This is a genomic window from Halapricum desulfuricans (assembly GCF_017094465.1).
In the GTDB taxonomy this organism is placed as follows: Archaea; Halobacteriota; Halobacteria; order Halobacteriales; family Haloarculaceae; genus Halapricum.
The window spans coordinates 1,713,399-1,732,722 of the sequence record NZ_CP064791.1; the positions used below are offsets into that span (position 1 = coordinate 1,713,399).

At 62.2% G+C, this 19,324-nt stretch carries 20 protein-coding genes, 1 tRNA gene and 1 pseudogene; 7 read left to right on the forward strand and 15 right to left on the reverse strand.

Going from position 1 to position 19,324, the window contains the following annotated elements:
* Positions 1 to 14 precede the first annotated feature (14 nt).
* The 4 genes from HSEST_RS08720 to HSEST_RS08735 form a co-directional block, all read right to left on the reverse strand.
* Positions 15 to 755: an isopentenyl phosphate kinase gene (locus tag HSEST_RS08720; protein WP_229120551.1), complete on the reverse strand. Its 741-nt coding sequence runs from the start codon at positions 753 to 755 to the stop codon at positions 15 to 17.
* A complete protein-coding gene (gene mvk / locus HSEST_RS08725; RefSeq protein ID WP_229120552.1) occupies positions 752 to 1,741 on the reverse strand; it encodes a mevalonate kinase in 990 nt (329 codons plus the stop codon). The genes HSEST_RS08720 and mvk overlap by 4 nt, the downstream gene beginning before the upstream one ends.
* 73 nt (positions 1,742 to 1,814) lie before the next feature.
* The gene (locus HSEST_RS08730; RefSeq protein ID WP_229120553.1) at positions 1,815 to 2,138 is read right to left on the reverse strand and encodes a hypothetical protein; all 324 of its coding nucleotides are present in this window, start codon (positions 2,136 to 2,138) and stop codon (positions 1,815 to 1,817) included.
* A gap of 109 nt (positions 2,139 to 2,247) precedes the next feature.
* Positions 2,248 to 2,478 (reverse strand): Lrp/AsnC ligand binding domain-containing protein, encoded by a 231-nt coding sequence (locus HSEST_RS08735; protein ID WP_229120554.1) that lies wholly within the window; start codon positions 2,476 to 2,478, stop codon positions 2,248 to 2,250.
* An 88-nt stretch (positions 2,479 to 2,566) separates the two neighbouring features.
* Between HSEST_RS08735 and HSEST_RS08740 the strand changes: the two genes are divergently transcribed.
* Together HSEST_RS08740 and HSEST_RS08745 are read left to right on the forward strand one after the other, a co-directional pair.
* Entirely contained in the window at positions 2,567 to 3,250 is a 684-nt protein-coding gene (locus HSEST_RS08740) for a potassium channel family protein (RefSeq protein WP_229120555.1), read from the forward strand.
* 2 nt (positions 3,251 to 3,252) lie between these two features.
* A complete protein-coding gene (locus tag HSEST_RS08745; RefSeq protein ID WP_229120556.1) occupies positions 3,253 to 3,483 on the forward strand; it encodes an Lrp/AsnC family transcriptional regulator in 231 nt (76 codons plus the stop codon).
* 31 nt (positions 3,484 to 3,514) lie between these two features.
* Here HSEST_RS08745 and HSEST_RS08750 read toward each other — a convergent pair whose 3' ends face one another.
* From HSEST_RS08750 to HSEST_RS08790, 9 genes and pseudogenes are all read right to left on the reverse strand, one after another.
* Positions 3,515 to 4,033, reverse strand: coding sequence for a DUF5813 family protein (locus HSEST_RS08750; protein ID WP_229120557.1), 519 nt, complete (start codon positions 4,031 to 4,033; stop codon positions 3,515 to 3,517).
* A gap of 368 nt (positions 4,034 to 4,401) precedes the next feature.
* Positions 4,402 to 4,486: transfer RNA gene (locus HSEST_RS08755), tRNA-Leu, on the reverse strand.
* Between the two features lie 49 nt (positions 4,487 to 4,535).
* Positions 4,536 to 5,081 carry a DUF7529 family protein gene (locus HSEST_RS08760; RefSeq protein ID WP_229120558.1) on the reverse strand — a complete coding sequence of 182 codons (546 nt, stop codon included), beginning with the start codon at positions 5,079 to 5,081 and terminating at the stop codon, positions 4,536 to 4,538.
* A 197-nt stretch (positions 5,082 to 5,278) separates the two neighbouring features.
* Positions 5,279 to 5,671 (reverse strand): DUF7555 family protein, encoded by a 393-nt coding sequence (locus tag HSEST_RS08765; RefSeq protein ID WP_229120559.1) that lies wholly within the window; start codon positions 5,669 to 5,671, stop codon positions 5,279 to 5,281.
* A 564-nt stretch (positions 5,672 to 6,235) separates the two neighbouring features.
* Positions 6,236 to 7,274: pseudogene (locus HSEST_RS08770) on the reverse strand (ABC transporter ATP-binding protein); the annotation flags it as partial.
* Positions 7,271 to 8,350, reverse strand: coding sequence for an ABC transporter ATP-binding protein (locus HSEST_RS08775; RefSeq protein WP_229120560.1), 1,080 nt, complete (start codon positions 8,348 to 8,350; stop codon positions 7,271 to 7,273). The pseudogene HSEST_RS08770 and the gene HSEST_RS08775, both read right to left, overlap by 4 nt.
* Positions 8,350 to 9,891 carry an ABC transporter permease gene (locus HSEST_RS08780; protein ID WP_229120561.1) on the reverse strand — a complete coding sequence of 514 codons (1,542 nt, stop codon included), beginning with the start codon at positions 9,889 to 9,891 and terminating at the stop codon, positions 8,350 to 8,352. Before HSEST_RS08780 ends, HSEST_RS08775 begins: the two co-directional genes overlap by 1 nt.
* Before the next feature lies 1 nt (position 9,892).
* Entirely contained in the window at positions 9,893 to 10,981 is a 1,089-nt protein-coding gene (locus HSEST_RS08785) for an ABC transporter permease (protein ID WP_229120562.1), read from the reverse strand.
* A 185-nt stretch (positions 10,982 to 11,166) separates the two neighbouring features.
* Positions 11,167 to 12,999 carry an ABC transporter substrate-binding protein gene (locus HSEST_RS08790; protein WP_229120563.1) on the reverse strand — a complete coding sequence of 611 codons (1,833 nt, stop codon included), beginning with the start codon at positions 12,997 to 12,999 and terminating at the stop codon, positions 11,167 to 11,169.
* A 185-nt stretch (positions 13,000 to 13,184) separates the two neighbouring features.
* On the opposite strand from HSEST_RS08790, the gene HSEST_RS08795 reads away from it, so the two are divergent.
* Together HSEST_RS08795 and HSEST_RS08800 are read left to right on the forward strand one after the other, a co-directional pair.
* Positions 13,185 to 14,018, forward strand: a complete 834-nt coding sequence (locus HSEST_RS08795; protein ID WP_229120564.1) for an alpha/beta hydrolase — start codon at positions 13,185 to 13,187, stop codon at positions 14,016 to 14,018.
* A 259-nt stretch (positions 14,019 to 14,277) separates the two neighbouring features.
* Positions 14,278 to 14,499: a hypothetical protein gene (locus HSEST_RS08800; RefSeq protein WP_229120565.1), complete on the forward strand. Its 222-nt coding sequence runs from the start codon at positions 14,278 to 14,280 to the stop codon at positions 14,497 to 14,499.
* A 489-nt stretch (positions 14,500 to 14,988) separates the two neighbouring features.
* On the opposite strand, the gene HSEST_RS08805 is transcribed toward HSEST_RS08800, so the two are convergent.
* Positions 14,989 to 16,131 (reverse strand): CBS domain-containing protein, encoded by a 1,143-nt coding sequence (locus tag HSEST_RS08805; RefSeq protein ID WP_229120566.1) that lies wholly within the window; start codon positions 16,129 to 16,131, stop codon positions 14,989 to 14,991.
* Positions 16,132 to 16,273: 142 nt separating this feature from the next.
* Between HSEST_RS08805 and pyrB the strand changes: the two genes are divergently transcribed.
* From pyrB to HSEST_RS08820, 3 genes are all read left to right on the forward strand, one after another.
* Positions 16,274 to 17,188, forward strand: coding sequence for an aspartate carbamoyltransferase (gene pyrB, locus HSEST_RS08810; protein ID WP_229120567.1), 915 nt, complete (start codon positions 16,274 to 16,276; stop codon positions 17,186 to 17,188).
* Positions 17,185 to 17,649 (forward strand): aspartate carbamoyltransferase regulatory subunit, encoded by a 465-nt coding sequence (gene pyrI / locus HSEST_RS08815; RefSeq protein ID WP_229120568.1) that lies wholly within the window; start codon positions 17,185 to 17,187, stop codon positions 17,647 to 17,649. Before pyrB ends, pyrI begins: the two co-directional genes overlap by 4 nt.
* 190 nt (positions 17,650 to 17,839) lie before the next feature.
* Positions 17,840 to 18,670 (forward strand): hypothetical protein, encoded by an 831-nt coding sequence (locus HSEST_RS08820; RefSeq protein WP_229120569.1) that lies wholly within the window; start codon positions 17,840 to 17,842, stop codon positions 18,668 to 18,670.
* Between the two features lie 28 nt (positions 18,671 to 18,698).
* Here HSEST_RS08820 and HSEST_RS08825 read toward each other — a convergent pair whose 3' ends face one another.
* Positions 18,699 to 19,253, reverse strand: a complete 555-nt coding sequence (locus tag HSEST_RS08825) for an NUDIX hydrolase (protein ID WP_229120570.1) — start codon at positions 19,251 to 19,253, stop codon at positions 18,699 to 18,701.
* Positions 19,254 to 19,324 lie beyond the last annotated feature (71 nt).

Genomic DNA, 19,324 nt, shown 5'->3' on the forward strand with positions numbered 1-19,324 from the left:
TGATCGCACGGCCGTCACTGCTCGCGATGGACGAGCGTGCCCGGACGGTCCCCGGAGAGAAACGCCCCCAGCTCCGCCGGTCCGAACACCGACGCGGGCGTCCCCAGTTCGAGCAAGGCCCGAACCTTGCCTGCCATGCCACCAGTCACGTCGGTCGCCTCGCTGTCGCCCAGCGCCGACGCCACCGTCTCGAAGTCGCTGATCCGATCGATCACCCTGCCATCGTCGTCGAGGACGCCTGGAACGGTCGAACAGACCCCGACCCGGTTGGCGTCCAACTGTCGGGCGAGTCGCGTGACGATCTCGTCGCCGCTGAGGATCGTCGCGCCCGCCCCCGCCTGGGCGACGACGTCACCGTGGGTGACCGGCACGAACCCCTCCCCGAGCATCGTCGCGATCGGCTCGCCCGGAAACGTCGTCGTCCCGTCGTCGTCCCGGGACGCGACCGAAAGGGGACGGACCGGCAGTGCTGACACACCCCGATCCTGCAGCGCCTCGACGACGGCACTGTTCAACTCACCCATCGCGTCGTGGATCTCCCGGACGCCCGTCGCGTCGTGGGTCCCCTCCGTGTCGGAGACGGCGTGAGCAGCGGCGTGCGGGTGACCGAAGCTCCCGCCGCCGTGAACCACGATCAGTTCGTCGTCCGCATCGGCGACCGCGTCGGCCGCGTCCGCGAGCGCTTCTCTGTCGACGGTTTCGGGCTCGTCTTTCGCCGTGACGACGCTCCCGCCGAGCTTGAGAACCGTCGTCACGCTTCCACCCGGACCCCGTCGGTGTCCAGTTCCGCCCGGAAGACCGACTCACAGCCCCGTGTGTACCGCAGGGCCGTCTCGGCCCCGTCGCCCGGATCGAGCGCGACGATGCAGCCGCCACCGCCGGCGCCGGTCAGCTTCGCGCCCAGCGCACCGCCCTCGCGGGCCGCCCAGACCATCGAATCGAGCGACCGCGAGGAGACCCCCAGCGCGGACAGCAGCCCGTGATTGAAATCCATCAACTCGCCCAGTTCCTCGAGGTCACCGTCGTGGAGCGTCTGCTCGCCCTCGCGGACGATATCACCGATCGCCGAAACCGTATCGGCGGCGAAATTGTATTCCTCCCGGCGCTGTCGGACGCCGGCGACCAGCGCGCCCGTATCGCCGGAACCCCCGTCGTAGCCGATCACGAACGGGAGATTGGGAATATTCGAAATGCGCCGACAGTCCTCGCCCTCGACCCGGACCGCACCGCCCATCGCCGAACAGAACGTGTCCGCGCGGGACGCCTGTCCGTCCTGGACCTCGTATTCGACACGATACGCCCGATCGGCGATCTCGGCGGCGTCGAGTTCGACGCCCAGTTCGCGCGTCGCAGCGTCGATGGCCGCGGTCACGACCGCCGCCGACGAGCCCAGGCCCGCCCCGAGCGGGATCGAACTCTCGATCGTCACGTCGAAGCCCGCGTCGGGTGTGTCAGCGGCGTCGCGTGCCTGCTCGATCGCGCCGTTGATATATCCCATTCCCTCTTCGAGCAGGGGTTCGGCGACGTCGACATCCGGCGTTCCGGCCGCGTCACCGTCGTATTCGACAGTGAACCCGTCGAGTGTCAGGTCCGTCGCGTTGACCCGAAGTTTGTCGTCGTCGCGGCGTTCGGCGGTGACCCGCGCACGACGTTCGATGGCACACGGGACCGCGGGTTCGCCGTACACGACCGCGTGTTCCCCGAACAGATACACTTTCCCGGGGGCGCTTGCAGTGACCATATCCCTCGTTGCAGGCCGGGGTACAAAGTGTGTTTCCAACGAATGTGCCGACGGGGCAATCGACGAGCGCCGATCACGTCGCGTATCGGTCCGGCAGCTCAATCTCCTCGGGAGCCGGCATCCAGAAGTAATCGAACGTCACGCCGAGCGTCAGCGGCAGGAAAACGATCCCGATGACGACCATCGCCGGGGAACCGAGATCAGGCCCGAGACCGAACGCCCCGCCGAGCACGAGCGTCAGTGCCAGCAACACGACCGGACCGATGAGCGCCGTATACACCAGACTCCCCCAGGACGTCGCGAGTCGAACCCTGAAGAATCGAGTCAGCAGTGCCCCGACGGCACTATTTGTGAGGAGAATGACCGCGAGTCCGATCGCGTCCGCGACGCTGACCATACTGACGGTATCGACTCGATGCTCTTTGCCGTATCGCTTGCGGCAACCTCCGAGACGCGAACGACGAGTAGCGACTATTCCAAACCCCGTCGTTCACGACGGGGGGATGTCATTCGAGGCAGATGTACGTCCGCGTGTCGGTGATCCCTTCGAGAGCGCCGATATCGCTGGCGACTGACTCCATCACGTCGTAGATCTCCGCCTCGACCGCCTCCGCGATGATGTCGTACTGGCCGGCGACGATATGCGCCTCCTCGACGCCGTCGGTCGCTCTGACCGACGCCAGAAGGTCCTCCGACTTGCCCGCCGCGGTCTTGATCGTGACGTACGCCCGCACCATTATGTGGAGTGGTACAACACCACACGGTAAGTACGTTGTGCCTGCCGCGGCACATACCTTTATGACTGCGGTCGGTATACCTTCCTGTATGCGATACGTTATCGTGGGTGCTGGACGCGTCGGGCTCCGGACGGCCCGCGCGCTCCGCGAGAGCGGCCACGAAGTCGTACTCGTCGACCGATCCCACGAACGGGCGGAACGGGCCAGGACCGACGGGTTCGACGTGATCGAGGGCGATGGATCGGTCGAGGAAACACTCCGGGACGCGGGACTGGAGACGGCGGACGCGCTCGGCGGGCTGACCGGCGATCTCAACACGAACTTCGCCGCCTGCCTGATCGCCGACCACCACGACTGTCGGACGGTGATGCGGATCGACGAGGACTACCGCGAGGAGATCTACCGCAAGTACGCCGACGAGGTCGACGAAATCGTCTATCCCGAACGCCTGGGCGCGATCGCCGCGAAAAACGCCCTGCTGGGCGGGAGCGTCCGGGCCATCGCCGACGTGGCCCACGACGTCCAGCTCGTCGAACTGACGATCACCGATGCGTCACCGGTGCGGGGCTACAGTATCAGCGAGCTCGAACTGCCGGCCAACACCCGATTGCTCGCGTTCGGCAAAGCGGACGAGCCACTGACGGTCCCCACGGACGACGTCTCGCTCGAGCGCGGCGACCGGCTTGTCGTCGTCGCCGAGTTCGACGTGCTCGGAGACGTCCGAAACATCGTCGTCGGCGAAACCGGCCGAGCGGCTCTCGGAGGTGCCTGAATATGGTTATCGCATACGTTATGGTCAAAGCGCACACCGGCGAGGCGGACCGACTCAAAGACGAGATCGAACGACTCGACGGCGTCGTCGACGCGCACATCGTCGCCGGCGACGTCGACCTCATCGCGAAAGTCGAGGTCGATTCACCGGCAAACGTCAAGGACATCGCTGCGACTCACATCCAGGACATCGACGGCGTCGAAAGCACTCAGACCTACATCGCGATGGACTGATGCGGTCGGTCACGTGTCCGTGACAGAGCGGTCAGAGCGGCGTCCCGCCGCGTTCGCCCTGTGCACCGCCGGACTGGGCCTGATCGAGCAGTCCCGCCACCGGTGGCTGATAATCGTAGCCCGGTACGATCCCTTCGACGTAGGTCCCCTCGACGTACTCGACCAGTGCTTTCGCGACGTCTGCCGCCTGTGATTCGCTGCCGCTAGTGAACGCGTACGTGATCTCGACGGTCTCGTCGATCCGGCGGACCTCGAACGTATCGAGTTCGACGTTCGCCCGTGTGGCCATCGGCGCGTCCTCGAGTCGCCGTTCGAGCGTCTCGAACCATCCCTCGGCGACTGCGGGACCGACGACCTCCCCGACGACCGCCGACAGCGTCGGCACCGTCACATCCACGACGTAGCGCCGGTTCCAGTCCGCATCCGTCTGTTCGACCGTCACGGTCCCGTCGAACGGTGTCGTCGTCACGGCCGCACGGTCGTCCGTGACATCGTAGCCGTCGTGTGTCTCGAACGCTTCACGCACCGCATCGGGCAACTCGTGTGTCATTGGCCTATATACGGTCGGGACGCGCAAAAGGACATCGTGTCCGAAGCTTCGAATCCACCCAGCGACTCATAGTGACCGTTGTAATGATTTACCGGTGCGACCGCACCAGTCGTGCGGTCAACCCGGAACAGACTTACAACGGTCGCTATCACACGACCCTCACGTCTGTTCGCCGCAGAATACGCACGGCTCGTTACACTCGCTGTTCGCCTTTTCGAGGCGCTCCCGATGGTCGCGCCTCGCTATGCGAGGGATGGGATTCGAACCCGACTGCGAGACGATCGGCCTCACTGCGTTCGGCCGCTGCGACTCGCGTAGTTCGAATCCAACAGCGGCACTCGTCGCTCACGAATGTGTGAGCGACAGAGTGCGAGGGATGGGATTCGAACCCATGGACCCCTGCGGGAGCGGGTCTTAAGCCCGCCGCCTTTGGCCTAGCTCAGCCACCCTCGCGCAGCCACCACTCGGGTCGGCCACGGAAAATCGGTTTCGGTCCGAACCGCTACATCTCGTAGGCGTAAATCTGCTCCGGATCCGGGAAAAACGCCGACGGATCGTCGTGCTCGATCGTTCCTAAATGGGTCCCATCGAGCTTCTGTACGTGTGTGAACATTCGACCGCGATCCATTGCGGCTCGAACCAGCGGTGCCGCGAACTGGAGCTTGTAGCTGCCAGCGATAAATACGGCGATCTGTTCGTCGTGATCGAGACACTCCGTGACGAGGAACGCGAGCCCGTCGATCTGGGCCTGATAGACACCCGTCTCGTCGAAGTCGGCCTGCTCGTCCATCTCGGTGAACTCCGCAGCATAGTTTCCGGGGATGACGTGTGAGAAGCCCCACTCGTCGGTGTCTCCGGACGCCGGGGGCTTCGGGGTCGTGTCCCCCGCCGGAATAGCCACCGTGTCGTACCCGCTGTCCTGGCGATCGGCGGCCATCCGTCGCATGTCCGTGATTGTCTGCTCCCATCCGGACTGGGCCTGTTCGCTCGCTTGCGCCAGGTGCTCGGTGATATCTGGCTCCGTTCGGTTCGGACCGGTTCTGACCATGCCTATCAGTGGCACTGCGCGCAAATAAAGGACACGCGTACGTCTCCGGGAATGGGACCGGTGTACCGGCTGTTCGGAGTGATGTCGGGATATCCGTGGCTCCAGAAGCAAAAAGCGGGACGGGCGATATGACCAGCGTGCGCAAGCGGTCAAGACAGACAGACAGACGACAGCAGTCCAAGCGAGTACCGGTCGTCTCAGACAGAGACGCCGGCGAACAGTTCCAGAACGAGCGAGATGCCGAGGACGACGAGGCTCGTCACGAATACTTTCAGATCCCGGCTGACCCGGTCTTCGACCGGGATCTGCAGATCACGAAGCGGCGGCAAGTCGTGGAGTCGCTCCTCGAACCCCCACGGGCTATCGGATTCGACGGTGATGCGTTTCGTATCCTTCGAGGGACGTTTTGGCTGGATGCCGAAGCTCCCGAGTCCGAACAGCAGGAACCCGATATAGAAGAGGACGTATTTCAGTGTCAACAGTCCGTTACCGAACAGGAAAGAGACGACGCCGCTAACCGCGACGATGGCCGCGGCGACGGCACAGACCCAGACGATCAGATCGACCGCACGGTGGGTGTTACTCGTCACTCGTACGACGCTCGATAGTGGATTCGACATCCTCGTAGTCCCCGGTATGTCGATGACAGTAGCTGGCCTTCCCTGATCCGGAAACGTCGTGGAACTCGGGGCTCTGGGTGTCACAGACGCTGCCGAACTCCTCGTACAGTCGCGTTCGCGCCTTGTCCGGATACCCGGCCTTGAGGTCTGCGACGGCCTGCTGTATCTCCGACTCCACACCGTCGGGGAGATCCAGATCGCCGAACAGATCCTCGACGCTCTCGTCGATGTCGTCGAACCGTGAGAACACACCGAGTTGTCGCCTGGCGAGGTCGGACGCGCTCAGATCGATCCGCGACCGCTCGCGGACCACCTCGCGGAATCGCTCGACTGCGTCCCACGCCTCGTTGCTCATTTCCGGTGGCATATGCGCTTCACTGCCGAAGTCCTCATCAAGGAGTTCCTGGCCTCGCTCGGGATACCCGGCTTTGACGTGATCGACCGCCTCCTCGACTCGCAAGTGAGCCTTCGTCGGGAGCATCGCCCCGTCGAGCGCATCTGCGACCTCGTCGCCGATATCGTCGAACTGCGAGAACAGCCCCAGACGGCGTTTCATGCGACCCGTCAGACCGATCTCAGTCTCAGTTCTCTCCCGCACGATCTCACGGACCGACTCGATCGCGGCCTCCGAGGTGGCGTCGAGTTGCGTCGGTCTGATCTTCGCTGGACAGCGTGTCGCGAACGGGCACCCGGCGGGGGGATCACGCGGGCTCGGTGGCGTCCCCGGGAGCGTAATCCGGCGAGATGAGTGCGTCGGATCGGGCCGTGGGATCGCGGAGATGAGTGACTTCGTGTACGGGTTCGACGGGTTCTGGAACAGGTCTTCGGTTTCGCCCAGCTCCATGATCTTCCCGAGATACATCACGGCCACTCGATCACAGATATGTCGAACGACAGAGAGGTCGTGTGCGATAAACAGGTACGTGAGATTGAACTCCTCCTGGAGGTCCTCGAGCAGGCTAATGATCTTGGCCTGCACGCTGACGTCCAGTGCCGAGACCGGTTCGTCGAGAACGAGGAAGTCAGGTTCGAGAGCCAGCGCCCGGGCAATGCCGATACGCTGACGCTGCCCGCCGGAGAACTGGTGGGGGTACCGGAAGTAGTGTTCGTCCCGGAGTCCGACCGCCGACAGCAGCTCGAAGACGCGTTCACGTCGGTCCTGTTTTGTCTGCCAGTCGTGTGCATCGAGCGGTTCGCGAATGATCTCCCCGACCGTCATGCGGTCGTTGAGACTGGATTGAGGGTCCTGAAACACCATCTGGGCGTTCTGGCGCCACTCTTTCAGGTCCGAGCCGGACAGCGCTGTCACGTCGGTCCCGTCGAAGGAGATCGATCCCTCGGTTGCCCGTTCGAGTTGCAGGAGAGTTCTCCCGAGGGTACTCTTGCCACAGCCGGACTCGCCGACGAGGCCGAGTGTTTCACCTCGCTTGATCTGGAAGTCGACACCGTCGACGGCCTTCACCGGCGGGCCGGCGAAGAACCCATCGCCACCGTAGTACTTCTTCAGTCCAGTGACGTCTATGAGTACCTCTTCGTCTGTAACCGTCTCGCGCTGCGCCGTCATCTGACTCATGCTTCGTCACCCCGGTGCTCATCGTCGGCTATCTCGGTGTGCTGCCTGACACGCTCTTCCTCGGATTCCCCGTCCGGGTACAGGAGACATGCCGCAGTATGGTCGTGTTCGTCGTTGACGGACACGTGCTGTGGCGGGACGTTGTCACAGGCGTCGAACGCTTTGGGACAGCGAGGAGCGAACCGACAGTATGACGCAGGTTCGTTCGGAGTCGGAACCTCTCCCTCGATCGTTTCGAGTCCCTCCTTTCGAGACTGTTCGCCCGGAATCGAGTCGATCAGCGCCTCCGTGTAGGGGTGTTTTGGATTGGCGAACAACTCTTCGACCGGTGCCTGTTCGACGATCTGACCGGCATACATGACGTTGACGCGATCCGCGATGTCCGCGATGACCCCCATGTCGTGGGTGATGAACAGGATCGAGAGGCCGCGTTCCGCTTGCAGGTCCTTCAGCAAGTCGAGGATCTGAGCCTGAATGGTCACGTCCAGCGCCGTCGTCGGTTCGTCACAGATCAGGAACTCGGGGTCACAGGCGAGCATCATCGCGATGACGGCTCGCTGGCGCATCCCGCCGGAGAACTCGTGGGGATATTCGTCCAGGCGACGCTTCGGGTCCGGAATACCAACTGCCTCGAGGAGCTTCGTCGCCTCCTCCGTCGCTTCCGGACCGGTTATGCCTCGATTCACCTTCAGCGACTCACGGATCTGATTGCCGACGGTGTAGACCGGGTTGAGCGACTGTTGGGGATCCTGGAAAACCATCCCGATTCCGCTGCCGCGGACGGAGCGATACTCCGCATCCGAGAGTTCCGTGAGTTCTTTCCCGTTAAATCGGATAGAGGACTCCGATCGGACCCGTCCGGGAGAATCGATCAGACCCATGATAGACCGGGCCGTGACGCTTTTACCCGATCCGGACTCGCCGACGATTCCGACCGTCTCACCGCGCTTGACGTCGAAGCTAATCGAATCGACGGCCCGAATCGTCTCACGATCGGTGTAGAACACCGTCTGCAGGTTCTGTACCGAGAGGATCGTATCACTATCTGTCATATTAGTAGTAGATTCTGAACTCATTAGCCGCCACCTCCGGCCGCTGCTTCTTCGCCTTCATCGCCGACAGTCTCGGGGTCGATAGCGTCACGGATGCCGTCACCGAGCGCGTTCAGCCCCGTCACGAGCAGGACGATCATCAGTCCGGGGAGCAGGGAGATGTGCCACGATGGCCCGGACACGTAGTCCTGCCCGAGCGAGATTGCCCGTCCCCAGGCCGGCGTCGGCGCGGAGATGCCGAGGCCGTTACCGAGGAACGACAGCGCCGACAGCGAGATGATGATCCCGCCGGCGGACATCGAGGCGTATACGAGCAAGTACCCGAGGATGTACGGGAACATGTGCTTGCGCATGATCTTGCGTGGTGTCTGGCCGTAGCTTTTGGCGGCCAGGATCCACTCCTCCTGTGCCACCTGTAAGGCGGGCCCACGGACGGCCCGCCACAGGAACGGCCACGTTGTGAATGCAAATACGAGAGCCAACAGCATACCGCCGTCGAGAATCTGCCCGAGCCAGTGGTTCGCGAACACGGCACTGACCATGATCAAGAGCAGTAGCTGTGGGACCGATACGACCCCATCAGCGGTTGTCAACACCGCGAGATCGACACTCCCGCCGTAGTACGCCGAGAACATCGACAGCAGGGCCGCGATGATGGCTGCACCGATGATCGCGATGCCCGTTACGATCATCGTGATCCGGGCACCTCCCATCATGAACGTGAACAGATCGCGCCCGTTCGGGATCGTCCCGAACGGATGGAACCGACCGTAGTCGTCGTAACTCATCGGCCCGACGTTCTGCGAGCCGCCTTTCGACTTGGATCCGAAGTTCGCCTGCCCGACGTACGTCGTCTGGACGCTCCCGTCCTCTTCGGAATAATACTGTATCGTGTACTCGTATGAGCTCTGGATGTTCCGCTCGACCGTCGTCGGACCGAGTGCCGGGCCGAACACGGCCATCGTCAGGAACAACACCAGGACGACGATACCGAACTGGCCCCACTGGTGGTCCCGCAGGTTTTCGATGATGTTGTCCGTCGGCGTCCAGTCGGCTTCGCGGTAGTGTTTCCGGTAGACGAGCCAGCCACGGAACGTCCAATAGGCCGTAAACAGAGAGTACGCGATGATGAGGGAGAACCGGAGCGCCCACGCGTAGGCGGGTGGCAGTCCGAGGAACGTCCCGTTCCAGCCGCTGTTCGGTCCGGTCTGATAACCCTGGTTCGGAATGACATCACGGCTGAACAAGGTGATGATATTATCCGTGAATCCGCCGGCGCCTCGTAGCGTCGACACGAGTGTGTTCTGAACGTCGACGATCATCTGCTCGGCACTCGCCGAAACGAGTCCGACCAGCACGTCAAGCAGTCCGGTCACCCCGAGAACGAGCGCATCCAGCGCGCCGAGCACGATGCCGGCGTACGTGCCGAACTCGACGGCGATCAGAATCGACATCGGAACCGCCCACATCAGGAACGGCCGGGGATTGTTGCGTATCCGAGTGCGCAAAGCGAGACCTTCCCGTTCAGTCGTCTCTTCTCGAAGCGTCGAAGTATCTTCGGACATCTTATTCAGCCTCCTCGAGAGTGATCCGCGGATCGATATACGTGTACAACAGGTCCTGCGTGATGTTGAACGCGACCTGGATGATGATGAACAGGAAGACGAGTGCCATCACGACCGGGATGTCCGGTCCGAGCACGGCCCGGAAGAACAGGTTTCCGAGCCCGTTGATCCCGAACACGCGTTCCACGAGGACGGAGCCACCGATCAGGAGGTAGAACTCGCCCATGATGACCGGTAGCAGCGGAACGACCGCGTTCCGACCGACATGTTTGAAGATGATACGCTGGGTCGACAGACCCTTTGCCTTCGCCGTCTCGACGTATTTCGAATTGATGCTCTCGAGCACGGCAGTCCGCCCGATCCGGACCTCGTTCCCCATCGACGAGGAGCCAAGAACCAGTGCAGCAGGGAGGATCCACTTGAATGCCGTCCCCATCGGACGCGGATTCGGAACTGGGATACCGAGCGCTTCCAGATACGGAACCCCCTCGAACACGGGATAGACGGTGAAGAGACGCCCGAGAACGTCCGGTGTCCCGGACACTGGCGTCTCGACGAGTAACGTCCGATACCAGTCGAGGTGACCGCCGACGGAGATCAACCCGGCGAGCATCACGGCCAGCCAGAAGTTCGGCATCGCACGCCAGATGATGCCGAATCCCGACGCGGTGTAGTCACGGAACGTGTTCGCTCGGAGTCCGGCATAGAGTCCGACAGGAATCCCAACGACCAGTGCAACCATTACCGACCAGAACCCGAGCCATATCGTCGCGGGCATGCGGCCGACGATGAGCGATAGCGCGTTCGTGCCGCGCTGGACCGTCCAGGACTGGCCGAACTGGAAGGTTACGAGATCGGTGATAACCCTGAAGTATTGGCGCCACAGCGGCACCTTCTCACCGTTCGGATAGATGATGTTGAGTTGGATTCTGAGCTGTCGAACGTCGGCCGGGGTCGCTTGCTGACCGAGAATCGTTCCCACCGGGTCGATCGGTCCGAGATAGAGGATCAGAAACGACATCGTGATCCCGAATATCATGACCGGGACCGCGAGAAGGAGACGCTTGACGAGATATAGCGTCCGGTTCATCGCGAGTCACCCCTATAGCTGCTCCGCGCGGGCGCGCTCTCGGTGCGCCTCACGCACGCACGTACACGATACGGTCGGCACAGCGACGATTGCGAAAACGGTTGATCAGCCGGAGTCTGTACCATGGCAAACAGATTACCCGATGGAAACAATGCCGCGGATTTAACTATGTTGGTTCGGGCCGTCTATTGCTCTTTCCAGTGCTGTTCGTATCCCTCAGGACCGCCTGGGTAGACCTGTGGGGGCGTCAGGTGGTATGCGGGCTCACCGCGCCCCTTGAACACGCTTCCGTCACCGGCGTTGACGAAGTCCCCTCGCGTGAGCACGTACGCCATCGCCTGTCGGACGGCTTTCGGGACTTCCTCCATGTTGAAGGCGATGTAGTAGGTGTTGATCGCCGGCGTCCGCGACATGTTCACTGTCGTATCGTCACCGATCGGGCCGTACTCGCCGAGTTGCTGTGCGCCCTCGCTGTCGGTGAAATTGACTTTTGCGGAGTCGTACTGCGAGGTCGGAATCGCGGAGACGTCCGCGTTGCCGTTGATGAATCGGTTGTAGATCGAGTTGGGCTCCGAGAGGATCGCGTCTTGGACCCCGTCGACGGCAGGCTCGCCGTCGTGATAGTCTGCGAATGCGGACGCGCGGAACTCCCCGCCAGTGCCGGACTGCCATTCCTCGAAGACGAACGGGCCACACCCGACCGGGTTCGTCGAGAACTCCTGCCAGTCCATATCGCCGTCGTACCCCTCGATATCGCCGACGATTCCCTCGGGAACGACCGAGAACGCCGAGTAGGCCAGTACTTCCAGCGTGTAGCCGAAGGCGTTCCGCAGCGTGATCGTGAAGCTGTAGTCGCCGGTCGCCTCGACGGCAGTCGAACCGGACACCACGCTCCCGTCGTCGTTCTCCTCTCTGTCGATGTCGAGGACGCTGATCGGGAAGTAGGTGTTCGAGGAGTTGGTCGATTCGACGAGTCGCCGGATCGAATACACCACGTCGTCGGCCGTCACTTCGCCGTAGTCGCCGTGGAACTGGATCCCCTCTTTGAGGGTAAACTCGTACTCCGTGAGATCGTCGTTGACGGAGTAGTCCTCGACGATGAGCGGCTCGACTTCCGTCGTGCCGTTGACGTAGTTCATCGGCGCGTCGAACATGTCCATGATCTTCGATCCGCTCGCAGTGTTGCCTGACGCGATCGGATCGAGCGAGTTGAACGTACCGGAGGTCCCGTTCAGGATATCGTCACCTTCGAGCCCCCTCACCGTCGTGCTGGTCTTCGCACGGGACGGCCCCATCCCGCCCGGCGGGTCGTAGTCGACCTTGTCATACCAGTACACGTCGTCGACGGTGTGATAGACCGGCAGCAGTGCCGCGGACTCCCAGAGGAGTTCCTCCATCCGTGCGGTCGCCTCCGCCCGGACCGACTGGGCCTCCTCGGTCTGCTCAGGGTTGTCCTGGATCCGGTCGAACTGCTCGGTCATATTCTGGCGGACCTCCGAATCGCCCTTTGCGTCTTCCGACCAGAACAGCCGAGCGCCGTTGGGCGTCGATCCCTCGGCGTCGTAGACTGTATTCTCGGGATCGATCAGCTGCAGGAAGTTCCGCGCTCCGGGATAGTCGGCGATCCAGCCGAGCGTGAACGCCTCGTGGTCCCCCTTCTCCGTCGTATTGAGGAGCTGACCGAAGTCCGCGTCGGAGATGTTCATATTGATGTACGCCGAATCAAGCCGGGAGCGGATCGTGTTCGCCATCTCCTTCCACGCCGGCGAGACGTACTGCAGCCAGTCGAGATCGTACCGGTTGTCCGGGCCGTAACCCGCCTCTTCCATGACCGATTTGGCCTCGTCGATCATCAGTTCGTTCGCCCCATACGGATAGGCCGTATCGGAACCGGAATTGGTCACGTTACCGTTATCGTCGTCGTCGTCCCCGGTACAGCCGGCGAGACCGATCGTCAGCGCTGACGCACCGGTCGCCTGCAGGAAGCGGCGACGCTTGATATTCTTTTGGTTGGACATCCTGTGGGATTCATTGGCAGGCCGAAATTTAAGTCTACCGGCTATATCCAATATGGCATCCGTGGAATAGAGTGTCCTGTGTATGTATAGTTAAAAGATATATTGAGATTATATATACCTAAAGGTGAAGCCCGATCTCGGTCGAAGCCCCGAAGCATTTGAGAGTGGGCTGACGAGATTGTGCCATGGTTTCGCCGTCCTGGCACCAGTACGAGAGCGACGAAGGGAGCACTGTCGTCGGCGACCTCCGCGTCTCCGATCCGATCGAAGCCGCACACCTCGATGTAGAGCGGGAACTGCTCGCGTATCTGCCACCGAGCTACGAATCAAGCGACAGGCAGTATCCTGTCGTGTACATGCACGACGGGCAGAACCTCTTCGACGAGGCGACCAGCTACGACGGCGAGTGGCGGGTCGACGAGACGATGACGGAACTCGCCAAAGAGGGGACCGAAGCGATCGTGATCGGGATTCCGAACGCCGAAGACGAGCGACCGATCGAATACGCGCCGTTTTACGATCCGGTCGAGGTCCCGGACGACGCAAACCTCCCCCGAGAGGACATCGAACCGCTCGGGGACGCGTACACCGACTGGCTGCTCGACACCGTCTGTCCGGCCGTCGAGTCGGCGTTTCGCACGTCTTCGAAACGGGGCGTCGTCGGTTCGTCGATGGGCGGGTTGATTAGCCTCTACTCGTTCTTTCGCGATCCCGAAGCGTTCGCGTTCGTGGGCGCGATGAGTCCCGCCGTCAGCGGACCCTGGCACGGGATACAGGAGTTCATCGAAACGGCGGGCCACGTCGACGGACGGATATATGTCGACGTCGGCGGAGCGGAGTTCGCCGACGACCCCGACCAATCGGCACAGTTCGAGGAGGGAGTGAAACAGCTCGTCGAAACGCTGGAGGCGATCGGCTACGCTGACGAGTTACAGTACGTCTACGACGCCGACGCTGTGCATCACGAATCCGAGTGGGCTAGACGATTCCCCGAAGCGATCCGATTCCTGCTCGGGTGACCAGCGACTCAGCGTGTTCCCGAGGTGATCAGGCACACGACTCACAGAGTGCGTGCTGGCGGTATACGGTCGAGCTTTCGAGTTCCTGCCCGCACTCCTGACAGTTCTGGTACGCTTTGACTTGCATACGCTTTCTCACAGTACACTGGGACATAAACAGTTTGCAGAACGGGCGGGTTCTGCCCCTTTTTAGGTCGGCCAAAACAATATTGAGAAGGGAACGTTTTTGCCGTGTCCGAGCAAATTATCCGGTTGAGCCATGGATGCAACAGACCTACAGGAGATGCTCGAACAGAACGGCGAACTGATGGTTGCGGTCAGCGAGTTCGATCAGCCACTCGAACTGCACCTGCACGACGCCGAGATCAACGAGGAGACGGTCCGTCTGGAACTGACCGACGGTATGCTGGAGTTCGACGTCGATGAGGTCACCGGTGCCTGGCAGCACACCCACTCTCTCGCAGACCTCGGTCTCGAATAACGGCCCGTTTTTCGGACATCACTGATATTTCTAACCGCATCGGACGAGCAGCCAGTGCGGGGTTCCGATACTGTCGGAAGAGTACAATCGCTATCGTAGTATTGTAGAGTAGCCAGGAGATATGCAGGACGACAGTACAAAAATCAAGTTCTCGTGCATTATTCACCTATATTGGAGCGGATCCGAGAGTTCGGAAGGCTTTAGTAGTGTAGTATCTATACAATATACTGCAACGGGGACCACTCCCCAGCCGGGGTCGGCGTCGAGCCCCGACCGCGACTGATCGACGCGATGCCATCCATCCCACGGCGGTTGACAAACACGACCGCCACTTGACCGAACCGGAACTTTTGGCCTCCCCGGCGTTCCAGTTCGGTGCTTTTCACGCACGTCAAAAGTTCCAGTCGCAACTACCAGCTCATTCACGGACGGTGCGGGCACAGACTACCAGCCCATCAAAATACCGTCGGGCGGCGTTCCGATCCGGAGTTACAATTCGCGGAGTTTCCGAAGTACCTGGCCGCGGTACTCTTCGTCGCTCTCGACGCCTTTCTTCTCCAGGACGTTGCGCTGGAGCTTATCGAGAGCGACGTTGAACGCAGTTTCGGCCCCGTATCCCTCTCCGGAGCCGGCCATCTGGCCCTTGTTCGTCCGGAGGCGGATCTGACACTGGATCAGCGGCGTCCCGCGGAGTTTCTCCTTGTGCTCTTGGAACCGGACGTGGGCGTGATGGACCTGCATGTCCTGGTACTTGTCGGCGACTTCCTCGATTCCGATCCGGATATCGTCCCGTGAGATAGTATCCAGTAGCTTGATGTTGGTGATCTGGACGTCCATGTGCTCCTCTTCGGTGAACGTCAGCGCCCGAAGGACGTCCGTCTTCGTGATGATCCCGGCGACGAGCGAGTCGTCTTCTTCGGGCGTGACGACCAGTCCAGCGTAGTCGTTTTCGAGCATCGTCTCAACCGCGTCCTGGACGGAAGTCGAGAGCGTCGTCGTCTCGACGGGGCTACTCATCGCGTCGTAGACGGGGAGATCGAGGATGCGATCGACGTCGCCCGCTCGCTCGCCGACAGTCGACTTGTCCATATCGCGGACGACAACGTCGACGATGTCGTGGCGAGTGACCATCCCGGCGAGCTGGCCGTCCTCGTCGATGACCGGGAGACGGGAGATCCCGTTCTCTCGAAGATGGTTGATCGCTTGCCCGACCTGTGCGCTCTGGTCGATCGAGATGACGTTCTCGGTGTAGATCTGATCGACCGTCAGCGCATCGAGATTCTCCAGGACGGCCTCGAGGATGGCGTCGTCGGTGACGACACCCCAGAGACGGTCGGCCTCGAACACCGGCGCGACTTTGATCCCGCCTTCGACGAGCACGCGCGCGGTCTCGCGAAGGTCCGCCGTCCGATCGACTTTCGGTGCGTGCTGGGCCATCGCTCCCGCTTTGGCCTGGTCCTCGACGTGCGACTGTACCAGCTGTTTCTGGGTGATGACGCCCTCGTAGTCGCCGTCGTCGGTCACGAGAATGCCCTTGGGATTGTCCCGCTCGAAGATCGACCGGACTTTCCCGAGGCGTTCATCGACGTCGACTGCGACGTATTCGCTGGTAGCAATATCAGCAATATCCATCGTACACCTAGAGATAGGTTGCCAAGGGTAATCAAAGTTAACCTCGTTTTCGACACTGACATCCGGACGAGTCGTCCGGAGCGGGCGACGGCAATCTGGACAATCGTCACTCTCAAGAGCGTCGGCGTCGGGGATACGCTCGATGCGTCACGACCACATTATCAGCGCGAAACAGCTCTCCAGAGGGGACATCGAGGAGGTGCTGGACCACGCTGCCGAGATCGCGGCCGATCCGGAGGCCTACACGGATCGCCACGCCGGGACGCTGCTCGGTCTGCTCTTTTTCGAGCCGAGCACGCGGACGAAGATGAGTTTCAGCGCGGCGATCAAGCGACTCGGCGGCGACATCGTCGACATGGGACCGGTGGAGTATTCGAGCGTCAAGAAGGGTGAGAGCCTCGCCGACACGGTTCGGGTCGTCGAGGGGTACGCGGACGCGCTCGTCATGCGCCACCCGAGCGAGGGGTCAGCACAGATGGCCGCGGAGTTCGTCGACGTCCCGTTGCTCAACGGCGGCGACGGGGCCGGCCAGCATCCGACACAGACGCTGCTCGATCTGTACACTATCCGGGAGAACGCGGGACTGGACGACCTGACGATCGGGATCATGGGTGATCTGAAGTACGGGCGGACAGTCCATTCGCTGTCGCACGCGCTGACGAACTTCGATGCTCATCAGCACTTCATCAGCCCCGAGAGCCTGCAACTACCGCGCTCGGTCCGGTACGACCTGCACGAGGAGGGCGCGACAATCCGGGAACACACCGACCTGGAGGAGATTCTGCCGTCGCTCGACGTGCTGTACGTCACGCGCATTCAGCAGGAGCGGTTCCCCGACGAGAACGAGTACCGCGAGGTCGCCGGCGAGTACCAGATCGACGCCGCGACGCTCGAGGCTGCCAGCGACGATCTCACCGTCATGCACCCGCTCCCGCGGGTCGACGAGATCGACCACGATATCGACGACACCGACCACGCGACGTTCTTCGAACAGGCGCACAACGGCGTGCCAGTCAGAATGGCACTGCTCGATCTCCTGCTGGAGGGACAACGATGACTGACGATCAGAAGCTCCGCGTCAGCAAGATCCAGAACGGCACCGTCATCGACCATATCGCCGGCGGGCAGGCGCTGAACGTCCTCGCGATTCTCGGGATCGACGGCACCGCCGGCGAACCGATCAGTATCGTCATGCACACGCCCAGCGACCGGCTGGGGACCAAGGACATCATCAAAGTCGAGGGGCGGGAGCTCAGCGAGGCCGAAGTGGACGTCCTCTCGCTGGTCGCGCCCGCGGCGACGATCAACATCATCCGCGAGTACGACGTCGTCGAGAAACACCGGGTCAACCGTCCCGAAGAGGTCGTCGGCGTACTCGAATGTCCGAACCAGCACTGTATCACGACCGAGAACGAGCCGATCGAGTCGCACTTCGAAGTGCTCGAAGACGGCGTGCGGTGTACCTACTGCGATACGATCATCCGGGAGGACCTCGCCGCACACATCCTCGCCGGCTGATACCGTCCGGTTCGAGGGGAAAGATTTTATCCGATCGGATCGTGGGTTGAAGTGATGTCTACGAAAACGAAGCTCCTGCTCGCCGTCGTCGCCCTGGTACTGGTGTACAAACTCGCAATCAAAGACTGAAGAGAGCAGCGATCACGTCTGCGAACGTGACTGACTTGCCGCTGGCTCCCCTGGTGGGGGTATGGTCGGCGTCGTCACGCGAAACGAACCCGAGCTATCGTGGTCGGAATTCGACCGCGCTTTCTACGAGTACAAGGCCGCCAGCGGCCGTGCCAGTGAACCCACGGCCGAGGGTATCAACACGCTCTCGTGTTTCGCCGACGACGCGACCGTTCGCGAGCGGCCCGAACTCGCCGCGCGGACCCGCGACGGCGACCCGGCGACGAGCGACCGCTCGGACCTCGATCGGTCGTACGTCTGTCCGACCCAGGAGTCCTATCGGGACGGCCTGCTAGAGATGATCGAAGACGCCGGCCGGGCGAGCGGTGACGTGCGACTCGACGACGTCGGTTTCTCCCGCTCGACGTACTGTCACTGCGACCGCTGTACCCGACAGTTTGCCGACAGCGAGTACGACGAGTGGGGCACCTGGCGCGCGGGTGTGATCACCGACTTCCTGTCGGCCGCACGCGATCGCGTGCCCGGCGATCTGATCGTCGGCCTCTATCCCGATCCGTATCCCGGGCACCTCTACGAACGGGCCGGGATCGACCTCGACGCCATCGAGTCCCTGGTCGAGGAGTTCGTGATCCCGCTGTACGATACGAGTTACGACACCACCTACTGGCTCGAATCGATCGCGAGCGGGTTCGCCGATCGCCTCGACACTCCCACGAGCGTCGAACTGTACGCCGACGTCGAGATCGACCCGCTACTCGCGGCGACGGCGACCGTCGAGCCGTACGCCGAGTCGGTGCTGTACGGCTACGACGCCAGCACAGCCAGAGCCGCTCTCAGACGGGGGCGGGCCGACGACCGGGACGGGGTCACTCACCGATCGGGCGATCGATGATCGTGTCCATCGACCGGACGGTGCCCGTTCAGGACTCCTCGAGCCACGACCGCAGCACTGACCGATCGCGGGTATCCTCCGGTAACGTCTCGAACCAGCGTGCCTGCAGGATCTCATCGTCCGGATCCTCGATCGACAGCGCCGTCGACTCGGCGCGCCCCGCGAAGATCGGCAGGACGCCCCAGGTCTGGTGGCCGTCGCCGTGAAACTCGACGCGGCCGAGCAGCGCTATCCCATCGAACGTGGCTTCGATACCCGCTTCCTCGGCGAGTTCGCGACTCGCGGCCGCCTCGAAAGACTCCTCACCGTCGACCTCGCCGCCGGGCAACACCCACATGTCGACATCCCGGTGGCGGACGAGCAAGACCGCACCGCTGTCGTCGGTGACGACCGCGTGCACGCCGTACGGGAGGCCGTTCTCGGTCACGCGCTGGGCGATCGTCCGGAATCGGCGCCGGGAGACCCACCGCGTCTTCGTGAACTCGGCGATGCCGTCGTGTCTGGACTGGAGATCGTGATACAGCTGCTCGGCCTGCTGGTCGGCCTCGTCGGCCAGATACCACAGGTTGTCGACGGCCGTCATGACCCTGGAAGAGACGGCGGTCTGTGTGACTGCAAGCGACCATCAGGGGCGTGTGGGGATTTCATACTCCT

Bases quoted from the DNA above. Each gene is read 5' to 3' on its own strand.
- pyrB (WP_229120567.1), top strand. From the start codon at position 16,274: ATGCGTCACGACCACATTATCAGCGCGAAACAGCTCTCCAGAGGGGAC.
- HSEST_RS08825 (WP_229120570.1), bottom strand. From the start codon at position 19,253: ATGACGGCCGTCGACAACCTGTGGTATCTGGCCGACGAGGCCGACCAG.
- HSEST_RS08750 (WP_229120557.1), bottom strand. From the start codon at position 4,033: ATGACACACGAGTTGCCCGATGCGGTGCGTGAAGCGTTCGAGACACAC.
- HSEST_RS08735 (WP_229120554.1), bottom strand. From the start codon at position 2,478: ATGGTGCGGGCGTACGTCACGATCAAGACCGCGGCGGGCAAGTCGGAG.
- pyrI (WP_229120568.1), top strand. From the start codon at position 17,185: ATGACTGACGATCAGAAGCTCCGCGTCAGCAAGATCCAGAACGGCACC.
- mvk (WP_229120552.1), bottom strand. From the start codon at position 1,741: ATGGTCACTGCAAGCGCCCCCGGGAAAGTGTATCTGTTCGGGGAACAC.
- HSEST_RS08795 (WP_229120564.1), top strand. From the start codon at position 13,185: ATGGTTTCGCCGTCCTGGCACCAGTACGAGAGCGACGAAGGGAGCACT.
- HSEST_RS08740 (WP_229120555.1), top strand. From the start codon at position 2,567: ATGCGATACGTTATCGTGGGTGCTGGACGCGTCGGGCTCCGGACGGCC.
- HSEST_RS08820 (WP_229120569.1), top strand. From the start codon at position 17,840: ATGGTCGGCGTCGTCACGCGAAACGAACCCGAGCTATCGTGGTCGGAA.
- HSEST_RS08785 (WP_229120562.1), bottom strand. From the start codon at position 10,981: ATGAACCGGACGCTATATCTCGTCAAGCGTCTCCTTCTCGCGGTCCCG.
- HSEST_RS08730 (WP_229120553.1), bottom strand. From the start codon at position 2,138: ATGGTCAGCGTCGCGGACGCGATCGGACTCGCGGTCATTCTCCTCACA.
- HSEST_RS08760 (WP_229120558.1), bottom strand. From the start codon at position 5,081: ATGGTCAGAACCGGTCCGAACCGAACGGAGCCAGATATCACCGAGCAC.
- HSEST_RS08780 (WP_229120561.1), bottom strand. From the start codon at position 9,891: ATGTCCGAAGATACTTCGACGCTTCGAGAAGAGACGACTGAACGGGAA.
- HSEST_RS08805 (WP_229120566.1), bottom strand. From the start codon at position 16,131: ATGGATATTGCTGATATTGCTACCAGCGAATACGTCGCAGTCGACGTC.
- HSEST_RS08775 (WP_229120560.1), bottom strand. From the start codon at position 8,350: ATGAGTTCAGAATCTACTACTAATATGACAGATAGTGATACGATCCTC.
- HSEST_RS08745 (WP_229120556.1), top strand. From the start codon at position 3,253: ATGGTTATCGCATACGTTATGGTCAAAGCGCACACCGGCGAGGCGGAC.
- HSEST_RS08790 (WP_229120563.1), bottom strand. From the start codon at position 12,999: ATGTCCAACCAAAAGAATATCAAGCGTCGCCGCTTCCTGCAGGCGACC.
- HSEST_RS08800 (WP_229120565.1), top strand. From the start codon at position 14,278: ATGGATGCAACAGACCTACAGGAGATGCTCGAACAGAACGGCGAACTG.